This is a genomic window from Marinobacter sp. G5_S1_61_S3 (assembly GCF_054968585.1).
Map to the genome: position 1 here is coordinate 41105 of NZ_JBQKUK010000020.1, position 22412 is coordinate 63516.

Here is a 22412-nt window from a genome sequence, read left to right on the forward strand (position 1 = left end):
CACACGCCGCCCCATGCTTTCTGCGCAGAAACGGGTAAACTGAGCGCATTCAGTACGACCCGAGGGTAGCCCCATGACCTATTGTGTGGCGATGCGCCTGGCCGACGGCCTGGTTTTCGCATCCGACTCCCGCACCAACGCGGGCTTTGACCAGATTTCGACCTTCCGCAAAATGCATGTCTTCGAACAGCCGGGGGAACGGGAACTGGTGATTCTATCGGCGGGCAACCTGGCCACCAGCCAGAGCGTGATCAGCCTGCTGGAAAAACGCGCCGGCTCCGAAGACCCCAATGTGTTCTCCACCGCCTCCATGTTCGAGACGGCAGAGGTTGTCGGCAGAACCATCCGCGAGGTTATTCACCGCGACAACCCCGAGGGCAAAGTGAACCATGTGGACTTCAGCTGTTCACTGATACTGGGCGGCCAGATCCGGGGCGAACAGGTACGCCTGTTCAACATCTACCCCGAAGGCAACTTCATTGAAGCCACTGAAGAAACGCCTTATTTCCAGATTGGCGAGTCGAAATACGGCAAGCCCATCCTCGACCGCGTCGTGAACTACAATTCCTCACTGGACCGGGCCTACCAGTGCGCCCTGATTTCCTTCGACTCCACCATGAAGAGCAACCTGTCGGTGGGGATGCCGCTGGATGTGGCCATCTACCGCAACAACGAACTGAAGCCCTGCTTCGTCGACCGGGTGGACGAACACAACGACTACTTCCACCAACTCCGCCAACAGTGGCACCGGGGTATCCAGGAACTGATCAGCGGTCTGCAGCCGCCGGCTATCCGCTAGCTCAGTTGCGGTAACCGGTCAGTTCCATATACCCCACACCATCGTGGGAACCTGTCACCGTCACCGGGCTTTCCCAATACGGGTAGAGCCCGGCGTTCCAGTAGTCGCCGGGCGGCGCGGCAACCTGTACATCCACGTTTTGCTGTGGCATCCGCAGGCGCCACTCCACTGGAACCCTGCCCTGCGGCGAGGATTGCCAGTCGAGTGGGCTCAGGCTGATGTCGTTTCCGTTCAACGTTTCAACCTGCCCATTGGCGTTTATCCAGCTGCCAGACACGAAGGCGCCTTGGTCTTCCCGCAGGCGAAACGCCATCAGTTTATGGCCGTCATCCAGATGCAGGGCGAACCAGTCCCAGCCCTGCTGGCCAGCCTTCAGGAACTGACTGCTCCACTCGCGATCGAACCAGCCCTTGCCGGAAACGGCCAGGGTTTCATCGCCAAGGGTCACCGTACCCTCAATGTGCAGATCCACCAGGCTGAAATACATTGAGCCCTCGCCACTGGCGGATTTGGCACTGAACCCGTTTTTCCCATGGGGTACCGGTTTGCCGGTGTTGCTCAGGCGCAGATCGTAGCGCCAGTTACCGCCCTCAACCTGCAAATGCCACTGTTCGGAATCCGGTTGCGATACCAGCCGCCAGTCATCCAGCCATACCTGTAACGGGTCCGCCCTGGCCCCGGCATGCCCCAAATCACCCCGGGCCAGCTTTTCTTCAAACCAGTGCTCACCCTCAAATGACACGGCGGCGTGTGCCATCCACGCCGCGTCCAGGGGCCAGGCACTGGCCTCTGGTGGTTCCGCATTGGCGGGTCGCGGTTTCAAAGCCTGACGGAACTGTGTCCACTGCAGCCCCAGCGGTCTGCCGTCCTGGGTTTCCAGGTTAGCGGTCAGGTACCACCATTCAATACGGTGTTGCGGATGGGGCCCCCAGTCCTCGGGAAAGATCAGGGTGTCGCCTGGCTCCGGCTGCTGGAATTGCGATTGCTCCACCTCGCCTGTCTGCTGCGCAAGCCCGGCGAATCCGGTGTCGTTCTCCAAATCCGTACAGCCCGCAAGGACGACCGCCAGTAGGCCGGCAACAACGCCGGTTTGGATATTCATGGCTCCACCTGTTTAATGCTGTCCATGTGGCCAAGCTGCCGGCGCATCAGATGGGCGATTATCAGCCCTGTCGCCACGGCCACCAAACCCAGTTCAATCCAGAACAACGGGTACAGGTCCATCGGCAATGACCACCCAAAAGCCAGCGGGTTGATGCGACTGACCAGCACCCAGGTCAGCCACACGCCCAGCGGTAGCGCAGCAATGGTCACCGTGAGGGTCAGCGCCACCGACAGGCGCCGGAGCTGACGCCTGACCTTCGATGCAGGCAGTCCCCAAACGCCCAGCAGTTGAAAGTATTTCACCCGGGTAATGAAAAAGACCCATCCCATAATCAGCAGGGCCATCGCCGCCAGCAACAAGGTCAACAGGCTGATGGCGCGAGTAAGCAGGAACGTCTGACTGAAGACCTTCGACGCCAGCGCGCGGATGCTGTTGTTGTCCCTGATGGTGAGTTCCGACGTCTGCCAGGTGTCCGACAGGCGCCCGCGGATGTCGGACATCGCCACGCCGCCGGGTGTCACCGAAAAGCTTTGGAAGTGGGGCTTGAAAGCCGCCGGCAGCGCAGAACCGGCCATCAGAATTTCCCCCGCAGGCCGCCCGTAGTCAGCGTAGATAGCCACCACTTCTGCATTACGATTGGTATCCGCTAATCTGATGTCGAGGGTGTCGCCCACCTCAAGCCGGTAGCGCCGGGCCAACTGCTCATTGATCATTACGCCATCGGATTCAAGCTTTAGCCAGGGCTCCTCAACACTTTCCAACAGAGACCACGTTGTCACCAGATCACTGATTGGCATCAGGGCAAGCAGGTCCACCGCAATACGCTCATCGCCAAGGCCGCGTTGGCTCCCGGAATCCGCCCTCGCAATGTGTGCCTGGCCACGGATCACCCGATGCCACGGCCCGATGCCGTCCAGGCTCTGCAATTGCGCAGCCGCCATGTCGGCGTCTGCATTCGCAGGCACCTCCACATAGAACTCCGCTTCCAGGCGCTGGGCCAGCCAGGTTTCGAAGGTGCCCTCAAAGGTCGTCACCAACGCCTGCACCGCCAGCACCGTGGCCATGGCAAATTGCAGCGCCACCATCGGCAACGCCAGGTGCCGGAACATCACCGCCAGTTCCCGTTGCCGCCAGCGGGCAAGTGGGTCTTCTCTTCGTGAGCCGGTGCGATCGGAATGTCGCTGGGCGAGCAGCGCCAACCATCCAGGTGTCAGCCAACCGGCGCCCGCAAACACCATCGCCGTTGAGGCAAAGACCCAGACCAGGTCCGGGGCCAGGGCAACCCCCACCAACCCGACCAGAAACATCAGGAAGGCAATCGTTCGCCCCCGGGCCTGGACCTGGCCAGCCATCGCCCGCCAACGCGCTGGCACCACCCAGTCCACCAGACAGACCGCCGGCACCAGAAAGAGCATGATGCCGGCCGCCCTCCAGGGCAGTGCTCCTTCGGCGCCGGCATAGACGGCCACATCAAACAGGCTGTCGAGGGCCTGGCCGAAACCGCTACCCAGCATCCCGGCAAGCCTTGCCCCCAACCATAACCCCGGCACAACGCAAATACCGGTCAGCACCAACAGCTCCAAGGTCAGCCACTGCGTTATCCGTTGGCGAGGCACTCCGAACCGGTGCAGCAGGGAAAAGCTGCCGTGCCGTTGAGCAATCCCCAATCGATGTACGCTGCGCACCAGAAGGCCCGTAATCAGAAGCACCAGGAGGCTCAGGGCATCCAGATTCAGCAGGAAACTGTCCGCCAGTTCACCGGTGGGTGGGCCCATGGAAAATTCACGCAGAATATAACCAGTTGGTAAATCCCTGTTCTCATCCCGCGCCAGCAGGTAAAGCCGGCTGCCGTACCCTTCTTTCGAAAGTTCTGCGGCCTCGCTGATATCGAGGAAAGGCGCACCATCCAACGTGTCGGCACCACTGCCGAGGCCAGTGTCACCGAAACACCCCATCGCCAACGGGTCGATGCCGATCACCCGCCCTTCCGGCGGCGGTCGCTGCAGCTCCAACCAGGGCGCCACACACACGCCGGCCATACGCAGGGCAGCAAAGTCATCCACACCCACCGGTCGCCCATCCGAGCGAATCACATGAGCGCGAGCCGCCACCGCATTCTCGCTCTGCAACAGACTATTGCGGGCCTGGTCGGTCAGTACCGTCACCCCGGTCCAAAGCATGGTTGCCAGCACAATCATCAACGCCAGAGCCAACAGCTGGATGGGGTGGCGGCGGTAGTGGCTGACGAAGGCGCGCGCAAGCATCATTGGTCAAACAGTCGTGCTGAGATCAAGCAAGTGGTCGCAGCGGGACGCCAGCTCCCTGTCGTGGGTAGCAAGGACCAGTGCACAACCGGTTTGCTGTTGCACAGTGAACAGGCAGTCCGCCACCTCATCAGCGGTGTGACGATCAAGGCTGCCGGTGGGCTCGTCCGCCAGAATCAACGCCGGAGCCATGGCGAATACCATGGCCAGTGCCGCTCGCTGGGCCTGGCCACCCGACACCTGATCCGGGTAACGGTCAGCTTCGGCCCCCACACCCAGGCGCTCCAGCCACTCACGCTCGCCGCCAGCATCGTGGCCGGCCAAATGGGAGCGCAGGCGAACGTTGTCCAGCAGCGAGAGCGCGGGCATCAGATTAACGTCCTGGAACACCACGCCAATGGTGCGCCGGCGGAGTTCTGCCCAGCGCACTTCGGCGCCTGCGCCAGTTGCTGCAAAGGACTCACCCGCGACGGCGATGCGTCCGTCATCCAGTGTCTGCAGGCCACACAACAGGTTCAACAAAGTGCTCTTACCGGAACCTGATCGTCCCACAACCGCCAGGGACTCCCCCGAACAAACCGACAGGGACAGATCCGCCAGCACGGACACCCGCTGGCGACCGCTGATATAACCTTTGCTTAACCCTTCAACGGCCAATACCGGACTTCCCATCATGCGCTCCGCTGGACAGTATCTTTAAGTACTATACAGCCCGAATGCCCTTATGGATCCGGGCCGGGACGTTGGTGAATTTGGATTTAGAGGCAGAAATGCTACGACTTTAGTCTTAACTCCCCTCACTTTTTTGTTGAAAATCTGATCTAATTCGCCCCTCTTTACTTGTGCTTACATTACCTACATATTTTTACCGCCTGGATACATTGAGTTACCGGGCCACCAAAGATCTCGCCTCATGGATAGCTACAAAGAACCCCTGAAAGCCCTGGCTCGCCCCTATCGCAAGGCGGTATTAAAGGCGTTGCTGGTTCTCACCATGCTCGGGGGCGCCCTGTTTGCCATGCTCAACCTGCTCACAGGCAGTTATCCGTTAGCCATCGTCGAACTCGCAATGGGTGCATACGCCATTCTCGTTTACAGGGCGGTACGCAACACACAGCATCTTGAGCGCTGGATCATTGCTTACGCCATCCCGTTTTTCACCGCCATGATGTTCGCCATGACCATCCCCAGAGCCTCGGCCACCGTACACGCCTGGGTGCTCCTGATTCCGATCGTCTCTCACCTGCTGATGGGGCGTCGACTTGGCCTGGCTATATCCGTGTTCTACATGAGCGTCGCCGGCATTATTTTCCTGCTCAGGTATCACGATGAGCCGGCCATGATGCAAGCGCTGCCAGTTGCCAACATTGCCGTCATCTCCCTGTGCATCCTGGTGTTCTCCCACGTCTACGAAGTGACCCGGGAACAGTCACAGCGCCAACTGCTCAAGATTGCCCAGACCGACACCCTCACTGGCCTTGCCAACCGGGCCAGGCTCAGTGACATCTTCAAACGGGAGCAACAGCGCAGCCGACGCTATAACACGCCGATGACCCTGCTCGCGCTCGACCTCGATCATTTCAAAGAGGTCAACGACCGCTATGGCCACGACACCGGCGATCTGGCCCTGCAACACGTTGCCCGTATTTTCCGGGAATGCCTGCGTGCAACCGATCTGGCGGCACGCCTGGGAGGGGAAGAGTTTGGCATACTGCTGACCAATACCAATGGCCAGCAAGGCCTGGAGGTGGCTGAAAAAATCCGCATTGCGGTCGCCTCTACCCCATTGACCGTCAACAACGACGTTATCCGTCTGACCCTCAGTGGTGGCGTCGCGGAGTTCGGGCCAGACGGCGAGACCCTGCGCCAGTTGGTAAGAGAAGCCGACAAACGTCTGTACGAAGCAAAGGACCGGGGCCGCAATCTGATCATACCTGCGGAGACAACGGCCAGCCTTCTGGAACCGCTGGAGTCAGACACCCACCGCGCATGAGACAGAATGCCGCATCCGACTGAAGACATTCCCGCAGTAGCACCGTCGAAAACCCGCTAGAATGCATGCCATGGAATGGCTGACTCACTCACAAACCGGTTTTCAACAGGCGGCGCGCTACCTTCTCACCATGCGCCTGGCCATCGTGGTCATTCAGTTGGTCGCCGTTGCCATCGCCGACACCATGGTCACCCTGGCCCATCGGCCAGAAGCCCTGTTGATCTGCCTGCTCTACACCGTACTGGCAACCCTTGGCTGGCTCTGGTTTACCCGCCGGCCTCCCCGTTTGACGGTTACGGTCAGCCTCGGGCTCGCCCTGGATCTTTTCCTGATCAGCGCCTGGCTATTCCTCACAGGAGGCTATACCAATCCGCTTGTCTCGCTGCTGCTGCTTCCCATTGCCGTTGCCATCATCCTGGTCCCCTTGCGCGAAAGCATTGCTCTGACGGTCATCGGTTTTGGCTTCTACACCGCCATGGTGCTGTGGCACACGCCGCTTACCCACGAACATCACAACGCCAACCTGACCCAACTGCACCTGATGGGCATGTGGGCCACCTTTGCCATCACTGCCACCATGCTGTTGCTGGTGGTTGGCTCACTGGCCCGTCGGTTGCGACAGAAACAGGGACAACTGGCCGAATTCCGGGAGAACCGGCTCAGGGATGAACAGGTGATTGCCCTGGGCCTGTCCGCCGCGGCGGTGGCGCATCGGCTGGGTACGCCGCTGAACACCATGGCCCTGCTGGTGGACGAAATGAAATCCGTGCACACCGACCCTTCGCTTGCAGACGACCTTGGGTTGATGGAGAAGCAACTGGGCCTTTGCAGCAACCACCTGCACCAACTGTCTACTGCCGCCATGCAGGCCAAGGCCGCGCAGCAGGAAATCCTTCCGCTGCACTTCTGGATGATGCGGCTGCGGGAGTCAGCCACGCTGTTGTGGCCGGCGTCGCCCATCCACTGGCAGGCGCCATTCCCCGACCAGCCCGTCGCCGTGGATGCCACCCTGGACCAGGCCATACTGAACCTTCTGGCCAACGCCCTGACGGCCAGCCCATCGTGGGTCACGGTCAGCGCGGGGGACAGCGACGAGGGACGGGTCGCAATCGTGGTTGAGGATCATGGCAAGGGTCTGGAACTCTCACTGCAGAACACCGCCGGCGATGGCGTTGTAGACTCCGAACATGGCCTGGGCGTAGGGCTGTTCCTCTCCAACGCCACCATCCAGCGCCACGGCGGCACCCTCAAAGCCAGGGCCGACCGCACGGGCACCACCATGATCATCGACCTGCCACAAGCGCAAGCCCATACCCAGGGCGACAAGGAGGCGGAATGAACGGCCAGCCGACCTGGTTGCTGATCGACGATGACGAAGCCTTCGTGCAGGTGCTACAGCGTTCCCTGAAGCGCCAGAACATCGAGGCCACGTGTGCCCTCAACCGTCTGGAGGCCATAGCAGCACTGGAATCACAGACCTTTCATCGCTGCGTGCTGGATCTCAACCTGGCCGGCGAAAGCGGCCTGCAATTACTGCCGGAGCTGCTGGCCCTTCAACCCGAACTGGAGGTGCTGGTACTGACGGGGTATGGCAGCATCGCCACCGCCGTGGAAGCCATGCGCCGGGGTGCCGTCAACTACCTGTGCAAACCGGTCACACTGAGCCAACTGACGGCCGGTTTCAGCCCACTGGACGGCCCACCGGCAACCCGTGAAGAACCCCCAACGGTGGAGGAAATGGAGTGGGAACACATTCAACGGGTGCTGAACGAGCACGACGGCAATGTGTCCTCAACGGCCCGGGCGCTGAACATGCACCGGCGAACCCTGCAACGGAAGCTTCAGAAGCATTCCCGCTGGCGGAATCAGTGATGCTATGAACACGCAGCGTTGGGTGCGGGTTAAACGGCGTCAGGCCAGGCGCCGTAGCCAGGTTTCACGCTGCAGGTAGATCACCATGATAACGGCTTTCACCACTTCATCCGCAACAAAGCCGGCAAACACACCCCAAAGGCCAAACCCAAGATAGAGCCCAAAATACCAGGCCACGGGCACCCCGACACCGGCAAAGCCAATCAGGGTGATCACCATCGGTGCGCGGGTATCGCCACCGGCCCTCAGAATGCCCGGAATAATCATGGTTAACGCCGTGGCACCGCTGTAAAGAACGCTCAGGGCCACCATCCAGATCACCCGCTCCCGGGTTAAATCGCTGATTTCGTAGAACTGCAGGAACAAGGGGGTAAGCAATGCCACGATCAATGTCAGCAACGGCAGCACCAGCAACACCATGCGGATACCCATGGCGGTGTAGGCTCGTGCCCGCTGCGGATGCCGGCCGCCCAGCGATTCCCCCAGGGCAATGCTAACGGCCTGCTGCAATCCGACACCCGGAGCCAGCGAAAACCCACGAATAATCGACGCCACCAAAAAGGCCGCGTAAGCTTCCGCACCCACCCGGTTAAACATCATGGTGTAAATGAACGCCGACCCCTGCCACAGAAAACCATCTACGGACAGCGGATACCCCAGGTACAGGATTCGCCTGAGCCGTTGCCACGCCAGCCCGGAGACATCCCTTACCCGGGCATTGACCGCCGGATGGCGGAGAACGGCGCGTAGCATGAACATCGCCTGAAACAACCACGCCAGAACAGTGGCGATTGCAACACCGGGAAGCCCAAGAGGCGGAAACAGGGGCTCGGTTACGCCCTGAATGGCACCGCCAAACAGCAACAGGTAGTTACCAAGGGCGTTAAGCACATTGCCATACAGGGCCAGTCGCATGGGGGTGCGGGTGTTGCCGAGGGACTGGAGCACATACATGGCCACATGGGCAATTACCAGAGCAGGCAACCCCAGCCCGATGATCCACAGATAGCCATAGCCAATGCCCGGCAGCCCGGAGCGCTCCGCCGGAGCACGGAACAGGTCCGTAGTCAGCAAAGCCAGAAGCGACTCGCCAAAGACAATATAGAGAGCCCCAATGGCCACGCCCGTAAACAGGCCGGCGGTCAGCAGGGTTGCCAGGGTCTCACGGATCTCGGCGTGCTTCCGGGCGCCACGCAACTGGGCGGTAATCACGGCACCACCCTCAGTCAGGACCGCATAGCAGAGTACCACCAGGAAGTTCAGCTGCAGGCAGATTCCCAGCGCTGCGATGGTCTGCTCACCGAACTGACCCACCATCAGGTTGTCCACCACGCCGGTGAGCTGAAACAGATAGAACTGGATAATGATGGGCCAGGCCAGGGTCATCAACCGCTGGCGCACGGGGCCTGAACTGGGGACCATAGGCCGTTCCGGAAAGGGTATTGCCAGATACTAACAAGCCGGGGCTGGCTTGCAGTCCTCCCCGAACGCCTTTTGGGGGGCGTAGGTTGCTCCTGGGCTATCGGTTGCTGAAAACAACACCCAGGATTCCTCACCGCCGCTTTTGCGGCAGTTTTCCCGTGTTTTTACTACGAATCGCCCCGCTTTGCGCCAATCCCAGCAGGCGGCGAAACTTGGGGCACTCCATATGACTGGGCGCAGAACAAATCGCGGCATGTCTAAGACCATCGCGCATCGCTACCAATTCGTGAATGGTCCGATCCAGTTCGTCGGCCTTACTCACCAGCAGTTCCCTGTCGATGTTCGGATTTCCCTTCGACCCAATCATGCGGGCGATTTCATCGAGTGAAAACCCCTCCGCACGTCCCAGCGCTATCAACGCCAGCCGCTCCAATATGCTGTCGTTGAAAACCCGGCGCAACCCTTGTCGGCCAATGGAGCTGATTAGTCCTTTCTCTTCATAGAAGCGCAACGTGGACGCCGGCACGCCAGACCGTTTAGCGACTTCAGCGATATCCATAAACACTCCTTGACCTCAAGTTGACTTGAAGTTGTACGATCTCAACAACGCGAAATCAAGAGGAATAAAGGACGAGTTATGAACCAACTACTTTTTATCGTATTCATCGGCATCGGAGCGACGGCTGTAACGGACTTGTGGGGGATCGTACGCAAGACACTGCTAGGCATTCCGCCCCCAAACTACGGGATGGTAGGACGCTGGATTGCCCATATGGCTCACGGGCAATTTCGCCACGACTCTATTGCAGCATCGTCTCCCAGGCGCGCGGAACACTTCATAGGGTGGGTAGCCCACTATCTGATTGGCACGGCCTTCGCTGCCTTACTCATTGGCATCTGGGGTGAGTCTTGGATTGATAACCCAACGATTGGTCCTGCACTCGTCGTTGGCATCGGAACCGTGGCTGCACCGTTCTTGCTGATGCAACCGGGCATGGGCGCGGGATTTGCCGCCTCCCGAACAAAAGACCCAACGGCAGCGCGACTGCAGAGCCTGATAACGCACACAGTGTTTGGTCTCGGCTTATTCGTATCCGGCTGGGCCACCCAAATCACTCAGTCACTGTGAACATCTCAGTCAGCAAACGATATCCAGGAGAACAGAATGCATATTCCAGCACGATTTGCCCCAATCTTATTCAGCGCCATGCTCTCGGCCATCATGGTCTGTATCGTATCCGCCTTTGTTCTTGCGACCTCGCAGGGGCTCCATTCCGGTTTCGCTGCACAGTGGCTCAAAAGCTGCCTGACAACCTGGCCAATCGCCTTCCCGACAGTCGCGATTGTGGCGCCGTGGGTGCGGCGGATCGTTGAGCGACTGACCGGTTAGATTCGGAGGTGATAATCACTCGCTGTAGGGCGACCGGTTAGTTGTAATGATTACCCGAGTTCCCTGAAGCGTGTAAATGCTGATGCGATCAGCGCTCCATAGATCGGAAGAAAAACCACTAAAAACAGCATGCGCGCCCTTGGAATGGAGCCGAAGTCGCAATGAAAAGGGTGTCGCTGTGCCTGCGCTGGTTAGCCATTTTCGGCGACACCCATGAGTACATCCAAAGCACTACCTTCACTTTGCAGAGAAAAGGGAACCGATGTCGAACACTCAGCAAACCCCGCTTCCGTCAGTGCCGATTTAATCTGTTGCTCTGTGAATCCATACCCTTCATCGCCCTCTTCTTTGAGCCAATCCCACTGAACCAAGCAACCACCTTTGTTAAGTAGTTGTTTCAAAAGCCCGAGCGTTTTTACGTAATCGGGCACAAAGGCCAGCGCTGAGGAAGCCACCACAAGATCAAACTTCGGTGACAAAAGATTATTATTTTTGATCAGATCTTGATCTAGCTCTGATGCGATTGTTGCAACATTCTTCAGGCACTTATTTTCGAGTACTGAAATCATTTTTTGCGAAGCGTCGAGACCCACCACTGAGCTCGCTGCGTTCGACAACCTTTCGGTAAGCAAGCCCGTGCCGCAACCAAAATCAAAAATGCGAAGCCCCTCTAGCTCCACAGTATTTTGCAAGGCAAGGTAGGCGTTATCGGCATAATCAATGACGGCTTCATTGCTGTCCCACTCAGCTGCGTATTCATCCCAACTTCCACTCATTCTAGAAGGTTCCTTCGTTTATCTAATTTTTCCTAGCGCCAGCCGCAAAACGGCTGCTTGGGCGTCCCTCTATCAGCCTTTGTTAGGCGGACATGACTCGCTACGGCCTAATTTGAACTTTCTCATCTGGCGGAGCGCCTTCCTCGCACTTCTTACAGTTGAGAAGATGTCCGAGCATTTCATTCCGCGTTTCTAACGTTTCCACCCAAGGTCGATTCTGCCAGGGCGGATTGTGCCTCACATGCTGAAAATGCCCGCATGACAGTTCCGCAACCCAATCGTCGAACTCATCTTTGTGGAATCCCGTAATTGGTTGGTTCATGGGTAACTCGGCTACCTAACGCTGAGGTAACCGGCACCGGAGCGCAAGCGGAGGGAACCAAAACCCGCCAGGGGGTTGGTGTCCGGTTGACCGTATGGTTAGCTGCTGGTGCCGTTTACTCGCTGACAATTTTGATATCCCCAATCTCTGTAGCCCGCAGAGGCCTTGTTGCACCTTTGATAAGGACAGACTTAGGTCCAAGCCACTCAACCTCAATACCGGAGTTTTTCGGATGGCCTGTTTCGATGTAGAAGTTCCCCGCATCATCCGAGTGGAGCTCCTCCCCAGAAGCCAAAATCGATAGCTGAGTTGAGAAGCCAGTGGTTGCACCGCAGTCCCGCTGAAAGATGACAACCTTATTCGCGCGATTCGGGGCCCATATTTCTGATTCAACTTGATTCCCGCACATGTCATCAAGCGAAAGCCAAACAGCTGCCAAACCGCCAATGGCAATCACCACCAGTACTAGTAAGACGCCAAAAACAGCTTTGATAACCTTGCTCATCCTGTACAGCTAACGCCTGCGCAGCGAAGCGGAGCGAAAGCCGTCAGGTGGCGGCCCATCGGGCCGGAACGAATTTGAGCACTTGTTATGAGTTGTCATTGCCGTGCAGCTCCTCCCTAATTTCCTGCCACTGCTCCCACGCCTGTTCAGGGTCAATATCAGCGTAGCCGCGGCGCTCTTCAAGCTTCGGGATTACTGAAATAGGCATTGCGATACAGGCAGCACCGTCACGGATATTGATAACTTCGTCTTGCGTTAGCGGTGAACCCTTTTCCTTTTCTTTGTTGAGTAACACTGCAACCAGGGCAGGAACGGGAACGATCTCAATCGATTCCTCAGCTTCTGATTTCTTTCTAATCCGATTTAAAATATTCCCGAACATCTTGAGGCCTCAAGACTCATAACGCGGAGCGCACCAGCGGCCTGACAAGGCCGTTCGAGTAACGCGGCTTGTTATCAGTGTCTCAGTCATACTCCGCACTCTGAGGCAGATCGTCCGTAATCTCGAACCAGGGAGCCTTGCTGCCCACGAATACGTGGCGCCCTGCTTTTACTGCCGGATCGGTATCGAGTGTTCCGAGTGGGAAGCCGTAGATCTCGGGGTTTGCATCGAATTTTGTGTAGAGGCTAGAACCGCAATTTGAGCAAAAGCCCTTGCGCTCACCCGGAGAGGATTCGTAGAACTTCATCAGCTCCTGACCTTTGACGGTGTGCCAGTCAGAAGACTGCACCTTTGCGCGGGTTCTGAACGCTGAGGCGTGTAGCTTCCTGCACATTGAGCAATGACAGTTCAGGACATCGGTCAGCGGACCGTTGATTTCGTATTGAATGCCTCCGCAGAGACAGCTACCCGTTTGCTTCATTAATGCACTTCCTTGTGTGATAACGCTTGCAGCATGCGCGCCCATGGAATGGAGCCGAAGGCACAATGTAATGGGCGTTGCCGTGCCTGCGATTGTTAAATAATTATTTCTCAATCTTCAACGACGCGAGAATATCTTGAATCTCTTCACGGCTTCCAGTCCTTTCATCCTGGCGTGTTCCTGCGCCAATCATGAAAAAGTAATCTCCGCGAGGAACGATCCAGAGTTCTGAAGTGGTTTGGAAGGAGCGGCCGTCAGGAATTTCCATGGTGTAATTCATGCGGGCGTAGGCCGATTCAATACCCGAAACAAAGACCTCTTTGGGTGGTTGAACAAGCACAAAATCTTGGAACGCGTTCTTAAATTGGGGCATCACCAGGCTGATAATATCCTGAGGCGACTTTCCCTTGAGACCGCCAAATGGTTTGAGATTAACCTTGAAGCTTGGATTTACGTCGTCATACGGCATCGGGTATTTGGTCATCGCAACAAGGGGGGCTGTTGCATACTTCTGCATGGCCGCATGAAACTCCTCATCCTTAAGTTTGACGCCCTTAATGTTATCCATGTTTTGGGCGGCCGTTACGTAACTCCAGTCTGCTGGCTTAGTCACCTCAAGGCCAGCAGTCGGGTTGTTGTATACATCTGGCTCCGCCGCGACCGCCGAACCCGCACCCAAAATCAGAACTGCGGCGACAAACATATTTATATACGGTTTCACAAAACTCTCCTTGTTATCTAACGCCCTGGCTTTGCGGCGTGGATTTATCGATGCGTGTCTACTGAAGTGGGGGAAGTCCACATCGCTGTGACTGCGCTTGTTATGCATTTATATATTTAATATGGGTATTAATACGCCAAAAAAATCCAATTTGAATTATTGACACAAAGCCAACCATAATCCATTCCATAGCAGATTCAGGTAATGATAAAGCTTCACTTAAAATCCCAACTAACACACCAAATAATAGCGACAACAAAAATAACTTAACTAAAATTGGGAAGGTCAGAGCCGTCATTCTAGATATGTAATCAATGCCACTATCACCGTTATTAGAGGTGTACGTAATACTCACTCCAAAAATAAGTATGCCTACCATCGCTACGGCCTCTACCAATACCGAAACCAGATCTTCTCTGGGCGATAAGGCGGTAAGGTACATAGCTAAAGTCATAAATATTGATACGGCTAAATAGTATTTCTTCCACTCCCTTTGCCCAATCGAATTATTTTTTATATCTTCGGCAAGCGATGATGTTTTCCAAATATACATGATTACTCCTTAGTTTCAGATTGATTGCATAACGCTGCGCACAGCGGCGGCTGAAAGCCGTCCGGTGGCCGAAGGCCACGTACTGATGCGCCTTGTTAAATATTCTTATTGATTCTCTGAAAGCCATTCTTTGGATAGCTCTTTGCCTTCAGCAATTTGCTCTTTAGTCATAAACTTACTCAGCTCATCTAAAGCACCACGAGATGACCATTTTACGTCCATATCTGATGATTTCTGAGTTAAAAAGCGCGCGATATCGAACCATTTGTAAGCTTTAATATAGTCTTTCTCAACGCCTGTTCCCGCGACGTACATTGACCCTAGGTTTATCATACCTCTCGCTGATCCTGCTTCCGCGGCAGATTCATATAGCTCAACCGCTTTAGAGTCATCTTCATTCGTGCCTAAACCTAGGTCATACATATAACCGAGGTTCGCCTTCGCCAGAGGTAGCCCTTGCGCGGCAGACTTTTCATACCACATCAGGGCTTTTGCAAAGTTTTTGTCAACTCCATCGCCGAATTGGTAGTGACTTCCTAAATCGTTTTGAGTCTGTGGATCACCAGAGCTAGCTTTCAATTCCAGACCTGAAATATCAACTTTTGGCGCAGAAGCACAACCCACTAGAAACACCAGAAGGGTCGATGCAAAAATAACTTTAGGTTTACTCATAAACTCTCCATTTACGAGATATTTAACGCTGAGCACAGCGGCGCCACGAAAGTGGCGTCCGGCGGCCATCGGCCGCGTACTGATGCGCCTTGTTAATGGCCGGTTACCCGGCGGTTTATCCCTGGCACCCAAACCCGAATGCCCTCTGCCATGCAGCTTGCACCCAGCCTAGCCCATGGCGAAAGGAACCAGAACACGAAACCTAATGATTTTGCAGTGTTTTGCGGGGAGACGAGTTGGACGGTGGTAAACATTTGAAAGCAACTCCCTGCTTTACTGACTGAATCCTTCCGAGGCCTTGGCCATTAACAGCGTATTATACGAACCCGTTCGTATATCACCCATTCGTATAACTCCAATTCCGGCCGCCCCTTCCAATCCAATAAATCTCTTTAGAATCAACATATAAACAGGAAACACCACGGCTTCCGCCGGAGTTATACGCCCTCCTTGGTCTCTAACGCACCCACGAATAAGGGCGTATAACTCCGCAATGCTCTAAACCAGCTTCAACAGTATCAGATACTTATAACGATTTGCCGCCCCTTGCCTGGAGTTTTGCGAACCGGTTCGTATAACTCCAGGCTGCGAGGTCGGTTTTAGACCAAGCCCGTTCGCCAATCAGGGGCCACGGGTAACGCCGAATTTCCGATGTGGAACAGGCTCACGCAACGATAATGCTAAACTGGCCGCAGACTCACACCATCTCCAAAGGCAGGACAGCGCATTGAGCCAACTGAAACCTCTCGTTTCCAGGGAATGGCAAGCCTTCTGGCTGGCCATCGGTTTCCTAACACGCATTCCCATGCTGGTGCGTATCGACTATTCCCCCCGCCTGATGAATCAGTGCAGTGTCTATTTCCCTCTGGTTGGGCTGGTGCTCGGCGTCATTTATGCGGGGCTGTACATGGCTGTGGTGCAGCTTTGGAGCCCGCTGGTCAGTCTCATTCTTATTCTGGGTTTTCACCTGTGGATTACCGGCGCGTTCCACGAGGATGGATTGGCCGACAGTGTCGACGCGTTGGGCGGCGGGTATACCCTAGAAGCCAGGTTGCGGATCATGAAGGACAGCCGCATCGGCACCTACGGTACGGTGGCGCTGGTGGTCGCGTTGGTGCTGAAACTTGCGCTGCTGGCTGAAGCTCAACCGGTGTGGCTGGCGCTGATCCTGGCCCCGATGGTGTCGCGTCTCGCGCCACTGATGATCATGGGCTTCCTGCCGTATGTGACCGACCCGGACAAGAGCAAGAGCAAGCCGGTGGCCGAAGATTTCTCGCGTTCACGACTGGCGATTGCCACCGTGTTCACCGCGATTGTCTCTCTGGCCCTCATCCCGTTTGAGACCAGGGCACTGCTGTGGCTCGTTATCGCTACGCTGGGTACGGCCATTGTCTGGGGCGGGTATTTACGCCGGCAACTGGGTGGCTATACCGGCGATACCCTCGGGGCCAGCGTGGTGTTTGCGGAACTGGTCCTACTGCTTGGGCTTGCGATGTAAAGGTTCAACGGTCAGTTCCGAATCCGGCGAGTTTTTCCGGATTTCGCTGGTACACTTTCCATCATGGACACATTAAACGATGACCTTTGCTACCAGGCACTGAAAACCCGTGACGCCCGATTCGACGGTCGCTTCTACACCGCTGTGTTGACCACCGGGATTTTCTGCCGTCCCATTTGCCCGGCGGTGACGCCCAAGCGGGGGAACGTGCGTTTTTACCCGTCTGCAGAAACGGCCATGGCCAACGGCTTTCGACCCTGTCTGCGGTGCCGGCCAGAAGCGGCACCTGGCAGCCCGGCTGCTGCCGGGGTTCACACCACCGTGGCCCGGGCAGTGCGGCTGGTGGACGAAGGTGCTCTGGATAACGGCTCCGTGGCGGAGCTGGCCGAGCGGCTGGGCATTACCGACCGCTACCTGCGCCAGCTCTACAAACGCCACACCGGAGCCACCCCACAACAACACGCCCAGGCCCGGCGCTTACTGCGGGCCCGGCAGTTGATTGTCGACAGCAACCTCAGCATGACGGAGATCGCGGAGATTGCCGGTTTCAGAAGCCTGCGCCGCTTCAATCACACCCTGAAAGAAGCCTACGGCAACGCACCGACGGCATTCCGCAGAGGTCTCAAGCCACCGCTCAAAGCCACACAGAACGGTGCAGACGATCTTTTTCTGCCGGCCCACGACGACCTGGTTCTGTTCCTGCGGGCCCGGCCACCGTTCGACAGTGAGCAGTTACTGACCTTCTTTCGGGCACGGGCCATTCCGGGCCTGGAAGCGGTTGGCGCGCACCACTACGCGCGATCGCTCTGCATTGCTGGGCAACCGGGGCTGGTCATCTGCCGCCCAAGCGACAATCCCCCGGGGGTGCAGGTTATCCTTCGTGGGCCGGCACGGCAGTCCATTCTGGAGGTGAGTGCACGGATACGCCGTTTGCTTGATCTGGATGCGGACCTGCCCGGCATCAGCGAACACCTGGCGCAGGACCCGCTATTGGAACCACTGGTCGCACGGCATCCCGGCCTGCGCGTTCCGGGCAGCTGGGAACGGTTCGAGTTTGCGGTTCGGGCCATTCTGGGGCAGCAGGTGTCCCTCTCCGCGGCGCGAACCCTGGCCGGGCGGCTGGTGGCTCGTTATGGGCGGCCCCTTCCCGACGATCTTGCCGGGGGCACGGGTATTACCCATAGATTCCCGGAACCGGCAGCACTCGTCGGCCAGCCGTTGAACAAACTGGGTATGCCCGGCAGCCGTGCAGACACCCTGGCACGAATCACCGCCCGGTTTGCCGAACCCGGTTTTGCCGAGCAGGATGGCAACACCCTGCTGGCGCAGTTGGCCCCCATGCGGGGCATCGGCCCCTGGACACTCCACTATCTGGCCCTGCGCGGTCTGGGGGATCCAGACGCGTTTCCCGCCAGCGATCTGGGCATACTCAAGGCTTCGGCCCATCTGGGCGGCCCGCAAGACGCCAAAGCCCTGACGCGCCACGCCGAACGCTGGCGGCCATGGCGGGCTTACGCAGCGCAGTACCTGTGGACATCACTGAACACCCATCCACCCCGGCAGGAGACACCATCATGACAACTCAAATTCATGTCAGCCGCTTCCCCAGTCCCGTTGGCCCCCTGAGCCTGGCCACGGTGGATGACCAACTGGTGCACCTGGACTTCGACGACAACGAAGAGCGCATGCACTCGCTGCAAAACCGCCGGTTCCGGCAGCCGGAGTGGCGCGAGCAACCGAACAGCGCCCCCGGGACCATTATCAAGTGGCTGAACGCCTACTTCTCGGGGGTGATCAAGCCCCTGCCGTGGAAGGACATCCGCTTGACCGGCACCGAGTTCCAACAGCAGGTCTGGCAGGGGCTGACGGGGATTCCAGCGGGTGAGCACCGCTCGTACAGTGCGCTGGCAAACACCCTGGGCAACCCGAAGGCGGTGCGCGCTGTCGCTCGCGCCAATGCCCTCAACCCCATTGCCATTCTGATCCCCTGCCACCGGGTGATCGGAGCCAATGGTACGTTGACGGGCTACGCGGGCGGCCTGGAACGCAAGGCGTGGTTGCTGGACCACGAATCGCGGAACCTGAAGAGGGTTTAACCCCACGGGGCTGTGCATTTGCGGCGATAATGGCGACAATCACCGCACGGATTTATCGTGCAAGGATCAGGAGCCCAGCCCCACATGTCATCGCAATCGCCTGTCGCCCCCACACAGGGCAAGCCGGAAGACAAACGCGCGCTCTGGTCCTGGGCGCTCTACGACTGGGCCAACAGCGCCTTTTTCACCATCATTCTGACCTTTGTCTTCGCTCAGTACTTCAGCGTGTCAGTGGTGCAGGACGAGGTAAAAGGCACGGAAGCCTGGGGCAACATCGTTGGCATTGCCGGTGTGTTCATCGCAATCCTGGCACCGATATTGGGGGCCATTGCAGACCAGTCCGGCCGTCGCAAACCCTGGTTTATCAGCTTCACCCTGCTTTGCGTGGTCTCCTGCGCCATGTTGTGGACGGTCACGCCGGAGCAGAATCAGTTCTGGAACGCAGCACTGTGGGTTGGCCTGGGTACACTCGGTGCCGAGTTTGCGTTCATTTTCTACAACTCCATGCTGCCGGATCTGGCAAGCCCGGCGCGAACCGGGCGCTGGTCAGGCTGGGCGTGGGGGCTGGGTTACACCGGCGGTGTGCTAAGCCTTATCGTGGCGCTGTATGGCTTTATCGAAGCCGATGCCAACCTGTTCGATCTCAATCGGGACAACGCTGAGCATGTGCGTGCCACGTTTGTGCTGGTAGCGGTGTGGTATCTGGTATTTGCCCTGCCGGCCTTTATCTTTGTTCCGGACCGCCCATCCACCGGCCTGGGAATTGCCGCCGCCACCCGCGCCGGGTTCCGGCAACTGAAGGAGTCCATCGCCCAGGTTCGCCAATACAAGGACATCGTGCGCTTCCTGATCGCCCGCATGCTCTACACCGATGGCCTGGCCACTATCTTTACCTTCGGCGGGGTGTACGCGGCGGGTACCTTCAATATGGGCTCTACGGAAGTGCTGCAATTCGCCATCGCCCTGAACGTCACCGCCGGCTTGGGCGCACTGGGCTTCGCCTGGGTGGATGACGCCCTCGGCGGGCGCAACACTATCCTGCTGTCACTGGTGGGATTGGGCTGCAGTGCCCTCGCCATTCTGGTAGTGGACGGCGCCACCGCGTTCTGGGTATGGGGCATGATCCTGGGCATCTTCGTGGGGCCATTGCAGTCCGCCAGCCGTTCCCACCTGGCCCGCATCGCCCCGCCGCACCTGCAAACGCAGATGTTCGGCCTGTTCGCGTTCTCTGGCAAAGCCACCGCGTTTGCTGGCCCGCTGTTGGTGGGTTGGGTCACGGCCGTTACTGACAGCCAGCGCTGGGGAATGAGCACCATTCTGGTGTTCCTGGTGATTGGCTTCCTGCTGATGTTGACCATACCGGCCAGCGAAACACGGGAATCGGAAGCAACCGGCTAACACCTTCAGGGCGCGGCGCTGGCTATCCATCCGATAATGGCGACCGCGGCCAAAAGTCCGAGCCACAACCACACGCCGCGATGTACAAGTTGGATAGCCGCATCAATGGTCTCGGCCGATGCCGGTTCACCCTCACCAAGCACGGGCCGTTGCTTGATGCCTGAGGCGTAGGGCGCAGGGCCACCGAGTACAACACTCAAAGCCCCGGCCCCTGCCGCCATGACCGGGCCGGCATTCGGGCTGTCCCAGGCCGGCGCCTGTGCCCGCCAGCAACGAAAGCCGCCACGGACATCGCCAAGCAGGCTGTAGGTCAGCGCCGTGAGGCGAGCGGGTACCCAGTTCAATGCGTCGTCCAGCCTCGCCGCAGCGCGGCCAAAATACTGGTAGCGATCAGTTCGATACCCCCACATGGCGTCCAGGGTGTTCACCAGCCGGTGAAGCAATACGCCCGGAACGCCGGCTACGAGAAACCAGAACAGGCTGGCGAACACGGCATCGGCGCCGTTTTCCAACATGGACTCGGTCGCGGCTATCGCAATGCCATTGTCATCAAGCGCCGCTGCATCACGACTGACGATACGGCCAACCTGCTCCCGGGCATTCTCAAGATCGCCCCCATGCAACGCGTCAGACACGGCACGGCCATGCTCCGTCAGGCCACGAATGGACAGGGCAAAATACAACACCACAGCCTGAACCAGCAGGTATTCCCAGTTCCCCAACCACCAGCGCAACCACTCGGCTGCCGCCAGTACGGGTATCACAGCGATTAACAGGGCCAGGAACCCGAGAACCATCGATCCTGCCATTCGCTCAGGTAGACGATTCATTCTCTGTTCGAGGAAGGCGGCGACATGCCCAAAACCAACGAGCGGGTGCCACCGACGCGGCTCACCCAGCCAGCGATCCAATACAACGGCGATAAAACAAGCTGTCACGGCGAGAATGAAGGCGTTCAAATCAGCAATGTCTCTTCGAGCGGGCGGTGGGTTGTCGTGATCGAAAGGAAGTCTAACCGAGTGGCTGCTATCCTTGACACTTTTTCAGGCCGGGTAGACCATCTTCAGCTCCCGACACTTTGCCACCTCAGGATCCAACCATGCCGCTGCCTTCCTGCTGGACACAGCCGTTGCCACCCTCCGACACCCATTTTTCTGAGCGGGCACGGCAACGCCAACACGTGCTCACCAAGCCCCGGGGGTCTCTGGGGCAGCTAGAAGACGTAGCGATTACACTGGCGGGCCTTCAGCGCACGCAACATCCGCAGGTCAACCCTGTCCGCATCGCTGTTTTCGCGGCGGATCACGGCATCTGTGCGGAGGGCGTATCCGCGTACCCCCAGGAAGTCACCGCCCAGATGATTGCGAACTTTGCCAGCGGGGGTGCGGCTATCAGCGTGTTGGCTCGGGAACTGGGAGCCTCGCTGGAAGTGGTAAATCTCGGAACCGTCGGCGACGTTCCGCCGTTGACCGATGTACGTGATGAGCAGATCGCAGCGGGCACCGCCAATCTGGCCACAACCGACGCGATGACGCCGGGCCAGTTTGAACAGGCGCTGGCCAGTGGTGACAGGGCCGCCGCCCGCGCCGCGGATGACGGGTGCCGACTGTTTGTGGGCGGCGATATGGGCATCGGCAATACCACCAGTGCCACCGCCGTGGCCTGCGCGTTGCTGGAACAAAGCCCGGAAAACCTGGCCGGGCCCGGCACGGGGCTGGACGCAGCCGGCGTGTCTCGAAAGTGTGAGGTCATCGCCCGGGCGTTGGCCAGGCATGGCAACAACCGCGATCCCCTGGCGGTGCTGGCCTCCCTCGGCGGGTTCGAGATTGCTGCGCTGGCAAGCGCCATTCTGGGTAGCGCGGCGCGCGGCGTTCCCGTACTGGTGGACGGATTCATTGTTTCCGTTGCCGCCTTAGTAGCTGTTCGCCAACAACCACAACTGCGGCACTGGCTTGTGTTCGCCCATCGTTCGGCGGAACCGGGGCACCAGGCGGTGCTGGACGCCATGAATGCCAGGCCGTTGCTGGATCTGGGTATGCGCCTGGGTGAAGGCAGCGGCGCTGCGGTGGCGGTTCCGCTGCTTCGCAGTGCCTGTGCCCTGCACAACCAGATGGCCAGCTTCGCTGACGCCGGCGTGACCGACAAGGACGAGGGCTGAAGCGG

Annotated in this window: 25 protein-coding genes; 11 read left to right on the forward strand and 14 right to left on the reverse strand. The window is 58.2% G+C overall.

The features are described 5' to 3' along the window. The first annotated feature begins 73 nt into the window (after positions 1–73). Positions 74–799: a proteasome-type protease gene (locus tag ACTRWH_RS17940; protein WP_036202227.1), complete on the forward strand. Its 726-nt coding sequence runs from the start codon at positions 74–76 to the stop codon at positions 797–799. A 1-nt stretch (position 800) separates the two neighbouring features. On the opposite strand, the gene ACTRWH_RS17945 is transcribed toward ACTRWH_RS17940, so the two are convergent. The 3 genes from ACTRWH_RS17945 to ACTRWH_RS17955 are packed head-to-tail and all read right to left on the reverse strand — an operon-like array spanning position 801 to position 4840. Further along, the gene (locus ACTRWH_RS17945) at positions 801–1901 is read right to left on the reverse strand and encodes a lipocalin-like domain-containing protein (RefSeq protein WP_075195509.1); all 1101 of its coding nucleotides are present in this window, start codon (positions 1899–1901) and stop codon (positions 801–803) included. Then, entirely contained in the window at positions 1898–4171 is a 2274-nt protein-coding gene (locus tag ACTRWH_RS17950; RefSeq protein WP_462826703.1) for an FtsX-like permease family protein, read from the reverse strand. The genes ACTRWH_RS17945 and ACTRWH_RS17950 overlap by 4 nt, the downstream gene beginning before the upstream one ends. Before the next feature lie 3 nt (positions 4172–4174). Further along, the gene (locus ACTRWH_RS17955) at positions 4175–4840 is read right to left on the reverse strand and encodes an ABC transporter ATP-binding protein (protein ID WP_075195511.1); all 666 of its coding nucleotides are present in this window, start codon (positions 4838–4840) and stop codon (positions 4175–4177) included. Between the two features lie 241 nt (positions 4841–5081). On the opposite strand from ACTRWH_RS17955, the gene ACTRWH_RS17960 reads away from it, so the two are divergent. The 3 genes from ACTRWH_RS17960 (at position 5082) to ACTRWH_RS17970 (ending at position 8033) form a co-directional block, all read left to right on the forward strand. Continuing rightward, positions 5082–6161, forward strand: a complete 1080-nt coding sequence (locus ACTRWH_RS17960; RefSeq protein ID WP_036202215.1) for a GGDEF domain-containing protein — start codon at positions 5082–5084, stop codon at positions 6159–6161. 70 nt (positions 6162–6231) lie between these two features. Then, positions 6232–7500 carry a sensor histidine kinase gene (locus ACTRWH_RS17965; RefSeq protein ID WP_136633427.1) on the forward strand — a complete coding sequence of 423 codons (1269 nt, stop codon included), beginning with the start codon at positions 6232–6234 and terminating at the stop codon, positions 7498–7500. Beyond that, positions 7497–8033: a response regulator transcription factor gene (locus ACTRWH_RS17970; protein ID WP_075195513.1), complete on the forward strand. Its 537-nt coding sequence runs from the start codon at positions 7497–7499 to the stop codon at positions 8031–8033. The genes ACTRWH_RS17965 and ACTRWH_RS17970 overlap by 4 nt, the downstream gene beginning before the upstream one ends. A gap of 39 nt (positions 8034–8072) precedes the next feature. On the opposite strand, the gene ACTRWH_RS17975 is transcribed toward ACTRWH_RS17970, so the two are convergent. Together ACTRWH_RS17975 and ACTRWH_RS17980 are read right to left on the reverse strand one after the other, a co-directional pair. After that, positions 8073–9455, reverse strand: a complete 1383-nt coding sequence (locus ACTRWH_RS17975) for an MATE family efflux transporter (RefSeq protein WP_462826704.1) — start codon at positions 9453–9455, stop codon at positions 8073–8075. A gap of 130 nt (positions 9456–9585) precedes the next feature. Next, positions 9586–10014 (reverse strand): MerR family transcriptional regulator, encoded by a 429-nt coding sequence (locus tag ACTRWH_RS17980; protein ID WP_462826705.1) that lies wholly within the window; start codon positions 10012–10014, stop codon positions 9586–9588. 78 nt (positions 10015–10092) lie between these two features. On the opposite strand from ACTRWH_RS17980, the gene ACTRWH_RS17985 reads away from it, so the two are divergent. Together ACTRWH_RS17985 and ACTRWH_RS17990 are read left to right on the forward strand one after the other, a co-directional pair. Further along, a complete protein-coding gene (locus ACTRWH_RS17985) occupies positions 10093–10584 on the forward strand; it encodes a DUF2938 domain-containing protein (protein ID WP_085681871.1) in 492 nt (163 codons plus the stop codon). Between the two features lie 36 nt (positions 10585–10620). Further along, on the forward strand, positions 10621–10845 hold the full coding sequence (locus ACTRWH_RS17990; protein WP_305936265.1) for a DUF2798 domain-containing protein: 225 nt from the start codon (positions 10621–10623) through the stop codon (positions 10843–10845). 191 nt (positions 10846–11036) lie between these two features. Here the strand turns inward: ACTRWH_RS17990 and ACTRWH_RS17995 are convergent, their stop codons facing one another. From ACTRWH_RS17995 to ACTRWH_RS18030, 8 genes are all read right to left on the reverse strand, one after another. After that, positions 11037–11621 (reverse strand): class I SAM-dependent DNA methyltransferase, encoded by a 585-nt coding sequence (locus tag ACTRWH_RS17995; protein WP_305936266.1) that lies wholly within the window; start codon positions 11619–11621, stop codon positions 11037–11039. 100 nt (positions 11622–11721) lie between these two features. Continuing rightward, a complete protein-coding gene (locus tag ACTRWH_RS18000; RefSeq protein ID WP_305936267.1) occupies positions 11722–11943 on the reverse strand; it encodes a DUF3565 domain-containing protein in 222 nt (73 codons plus the stop codon). A 115-nt stretch (positions 11944–12058) separates the two neighbouring features. Continuing rightward, positions 12059–12448 carry a hypothetical protein gene (locus ACTRWH_RS18005; RefSeq protein WP_085681876.1) on the reverse strand — a complete coding sequence of 130 codons (390 nt, stop codon included), beginning with the start codon at positions 12446–12448 and terminating at the stop codon, positions 12059–12061. 85 nt (positions 12449–12533) lie between these two features. Beyond that, positions 12534–12830, reverse strand: a complete 297-nt coding sequence (locus tag ACTRWH_RS18010) for a hypothetical protein (protein WP_199480265.1) — start codon at positions 12828–12830, stop codon at positions 12534–12536. 82 nt (positions 12831–12912) lie between these two features. Continuing rightward, complete coding sequence (locus tag ACTRWH_RS18015) at positions 12913–13311, reverse strand: GFA family protein (protein ID WP_136632733.1); 399 nt, start codon at positions 13309–13311, stop codon at positions 12913–12915. A gap of 103 nt (positions 13312–13414) precedes the next feature. Next, positions 13415–14032, reverse strand: coding sequence for a hypothetical protein (locus ACTRWH_RS18020; protein WP_199480263.1), 618 nt, complete (start codon positions 14030–14032; stop codon positions 13415–13417). A gap of 100 nt (positions 14033–14132) precedes the next feature. Further along, the gene (locus ACTRWH_RS18025; protein WP_199480262.1) at positions 14133–14585 is read right to left on the reverse strand and encodes a hypothetical protein; all 453 of its coding nucleotides are present in this window, start codon (positions 14583–14585) and stop codon (positions 14133–14135) included. Positions 14586–14690: 105 nt separating this feature from the next. After that, positions 14691–15257: a tetratricopeptide repeat protein gene (locus ACTRWH_RS18030; RefSeq protein ID WP_462826706.1), complete on the reverse strand. Its 567-nt coding sequence runs from the start codon at positions 15255–15257 to the stop codon at positions 14691–14693. Between the two features lie 727 nt (positions 15258–15984). Between ACTRWH_RS18030 and cobS the strand changes: the two genes are divergently transcribed. The 4 genes from cobS to ACTRWH_RS18050 all read left to right on the forward strand — a co-directional run bounded on the left by cobS (position 15985) and on the right by ACTRWH_RS18050 (position 20249). Next, complete coding sequence (gene cobS / locus ACTRWH_RS18035) at positions 15985–16755, forward strand: adenosylcobinamide-GDP ribazoletransferase (RefSeq protein WP_085681888.1); 771 nt, start codon at positions 15985–15987, stop codon at positions 16753–16755. Positions 16756–16818: 63 nt separating this feature from the next. Continuing rightward, on the forward strand, positions 16819–18333 hold the full coding sequence (locus ACTRWH_RS18040) for an AlkA N-terminal domain-containing protein (RefSeq protein WP_462826707.1): 1515 nt from the start codon (positions 16819–16821) through the stop codon (positions 18331–18333). Beyond that, positions 18330–18851, forward strand: a complete 522-nt coding sequence (locus tag ACTRWH_RS18045; RefSeq protein WP_273622742.1) for a methylated-DNA--[protein]-cysteine S-methyltransferase — start codon at positions 18330–18332, stop codon at positions 18849–18851. Before ACTRWH_RS18040 ends, ACTRWH_RS18045 begins: the two co-directional genes overlap by 4 nt. Positions 18852–18935: 84 nt before the next feature. Then, on the forward strand, positions 18936–20249 hold the full coding sequence (locus tag ACTRWH_RS18050; protein WP_273622741.1) for an MFS transporter: 1314 nt from the start codon (positions 18936–18938) through the stop codon (positions 20247–20249). A 5-nt stretch (positions 20250–20254) separates the two neighbouring features. Here the strand turns inward: ACTRWH_RS18050 and cbiB are convergent, their stop codons facing one another. Beyond that, complete coding sequence (cbiB, locus tag ACTRWH_RS18055; protein ID WP_462826713.1) at positions 20255–21196, reverse strand: adenosylcobinamide-phosphate synthase CbiB; 942 nt, start codon at positions 21194–21196, stop codon at positions 20255–20257. A 152-nt stretch (positions 21197–21348) separates the two neighbouring features. On the opposite strand from cbiB, the gene cobT reads away from it, so the two are divergent. Next, complete coding sequence (gene cobT, locus ACTRWH_RS18060) at positions 21349–22407, forward strand: nicotinate-nucleotide--dimethylbenzimidazole phosphoribosyltransferase (protein WP_462826708.1); 1059 nt, start codon at positions 21349–21351, stop codon at positions 22405–22407. The last annotated feature ends 5 nt before the right edge of the window (positions 22408–22412 follow it).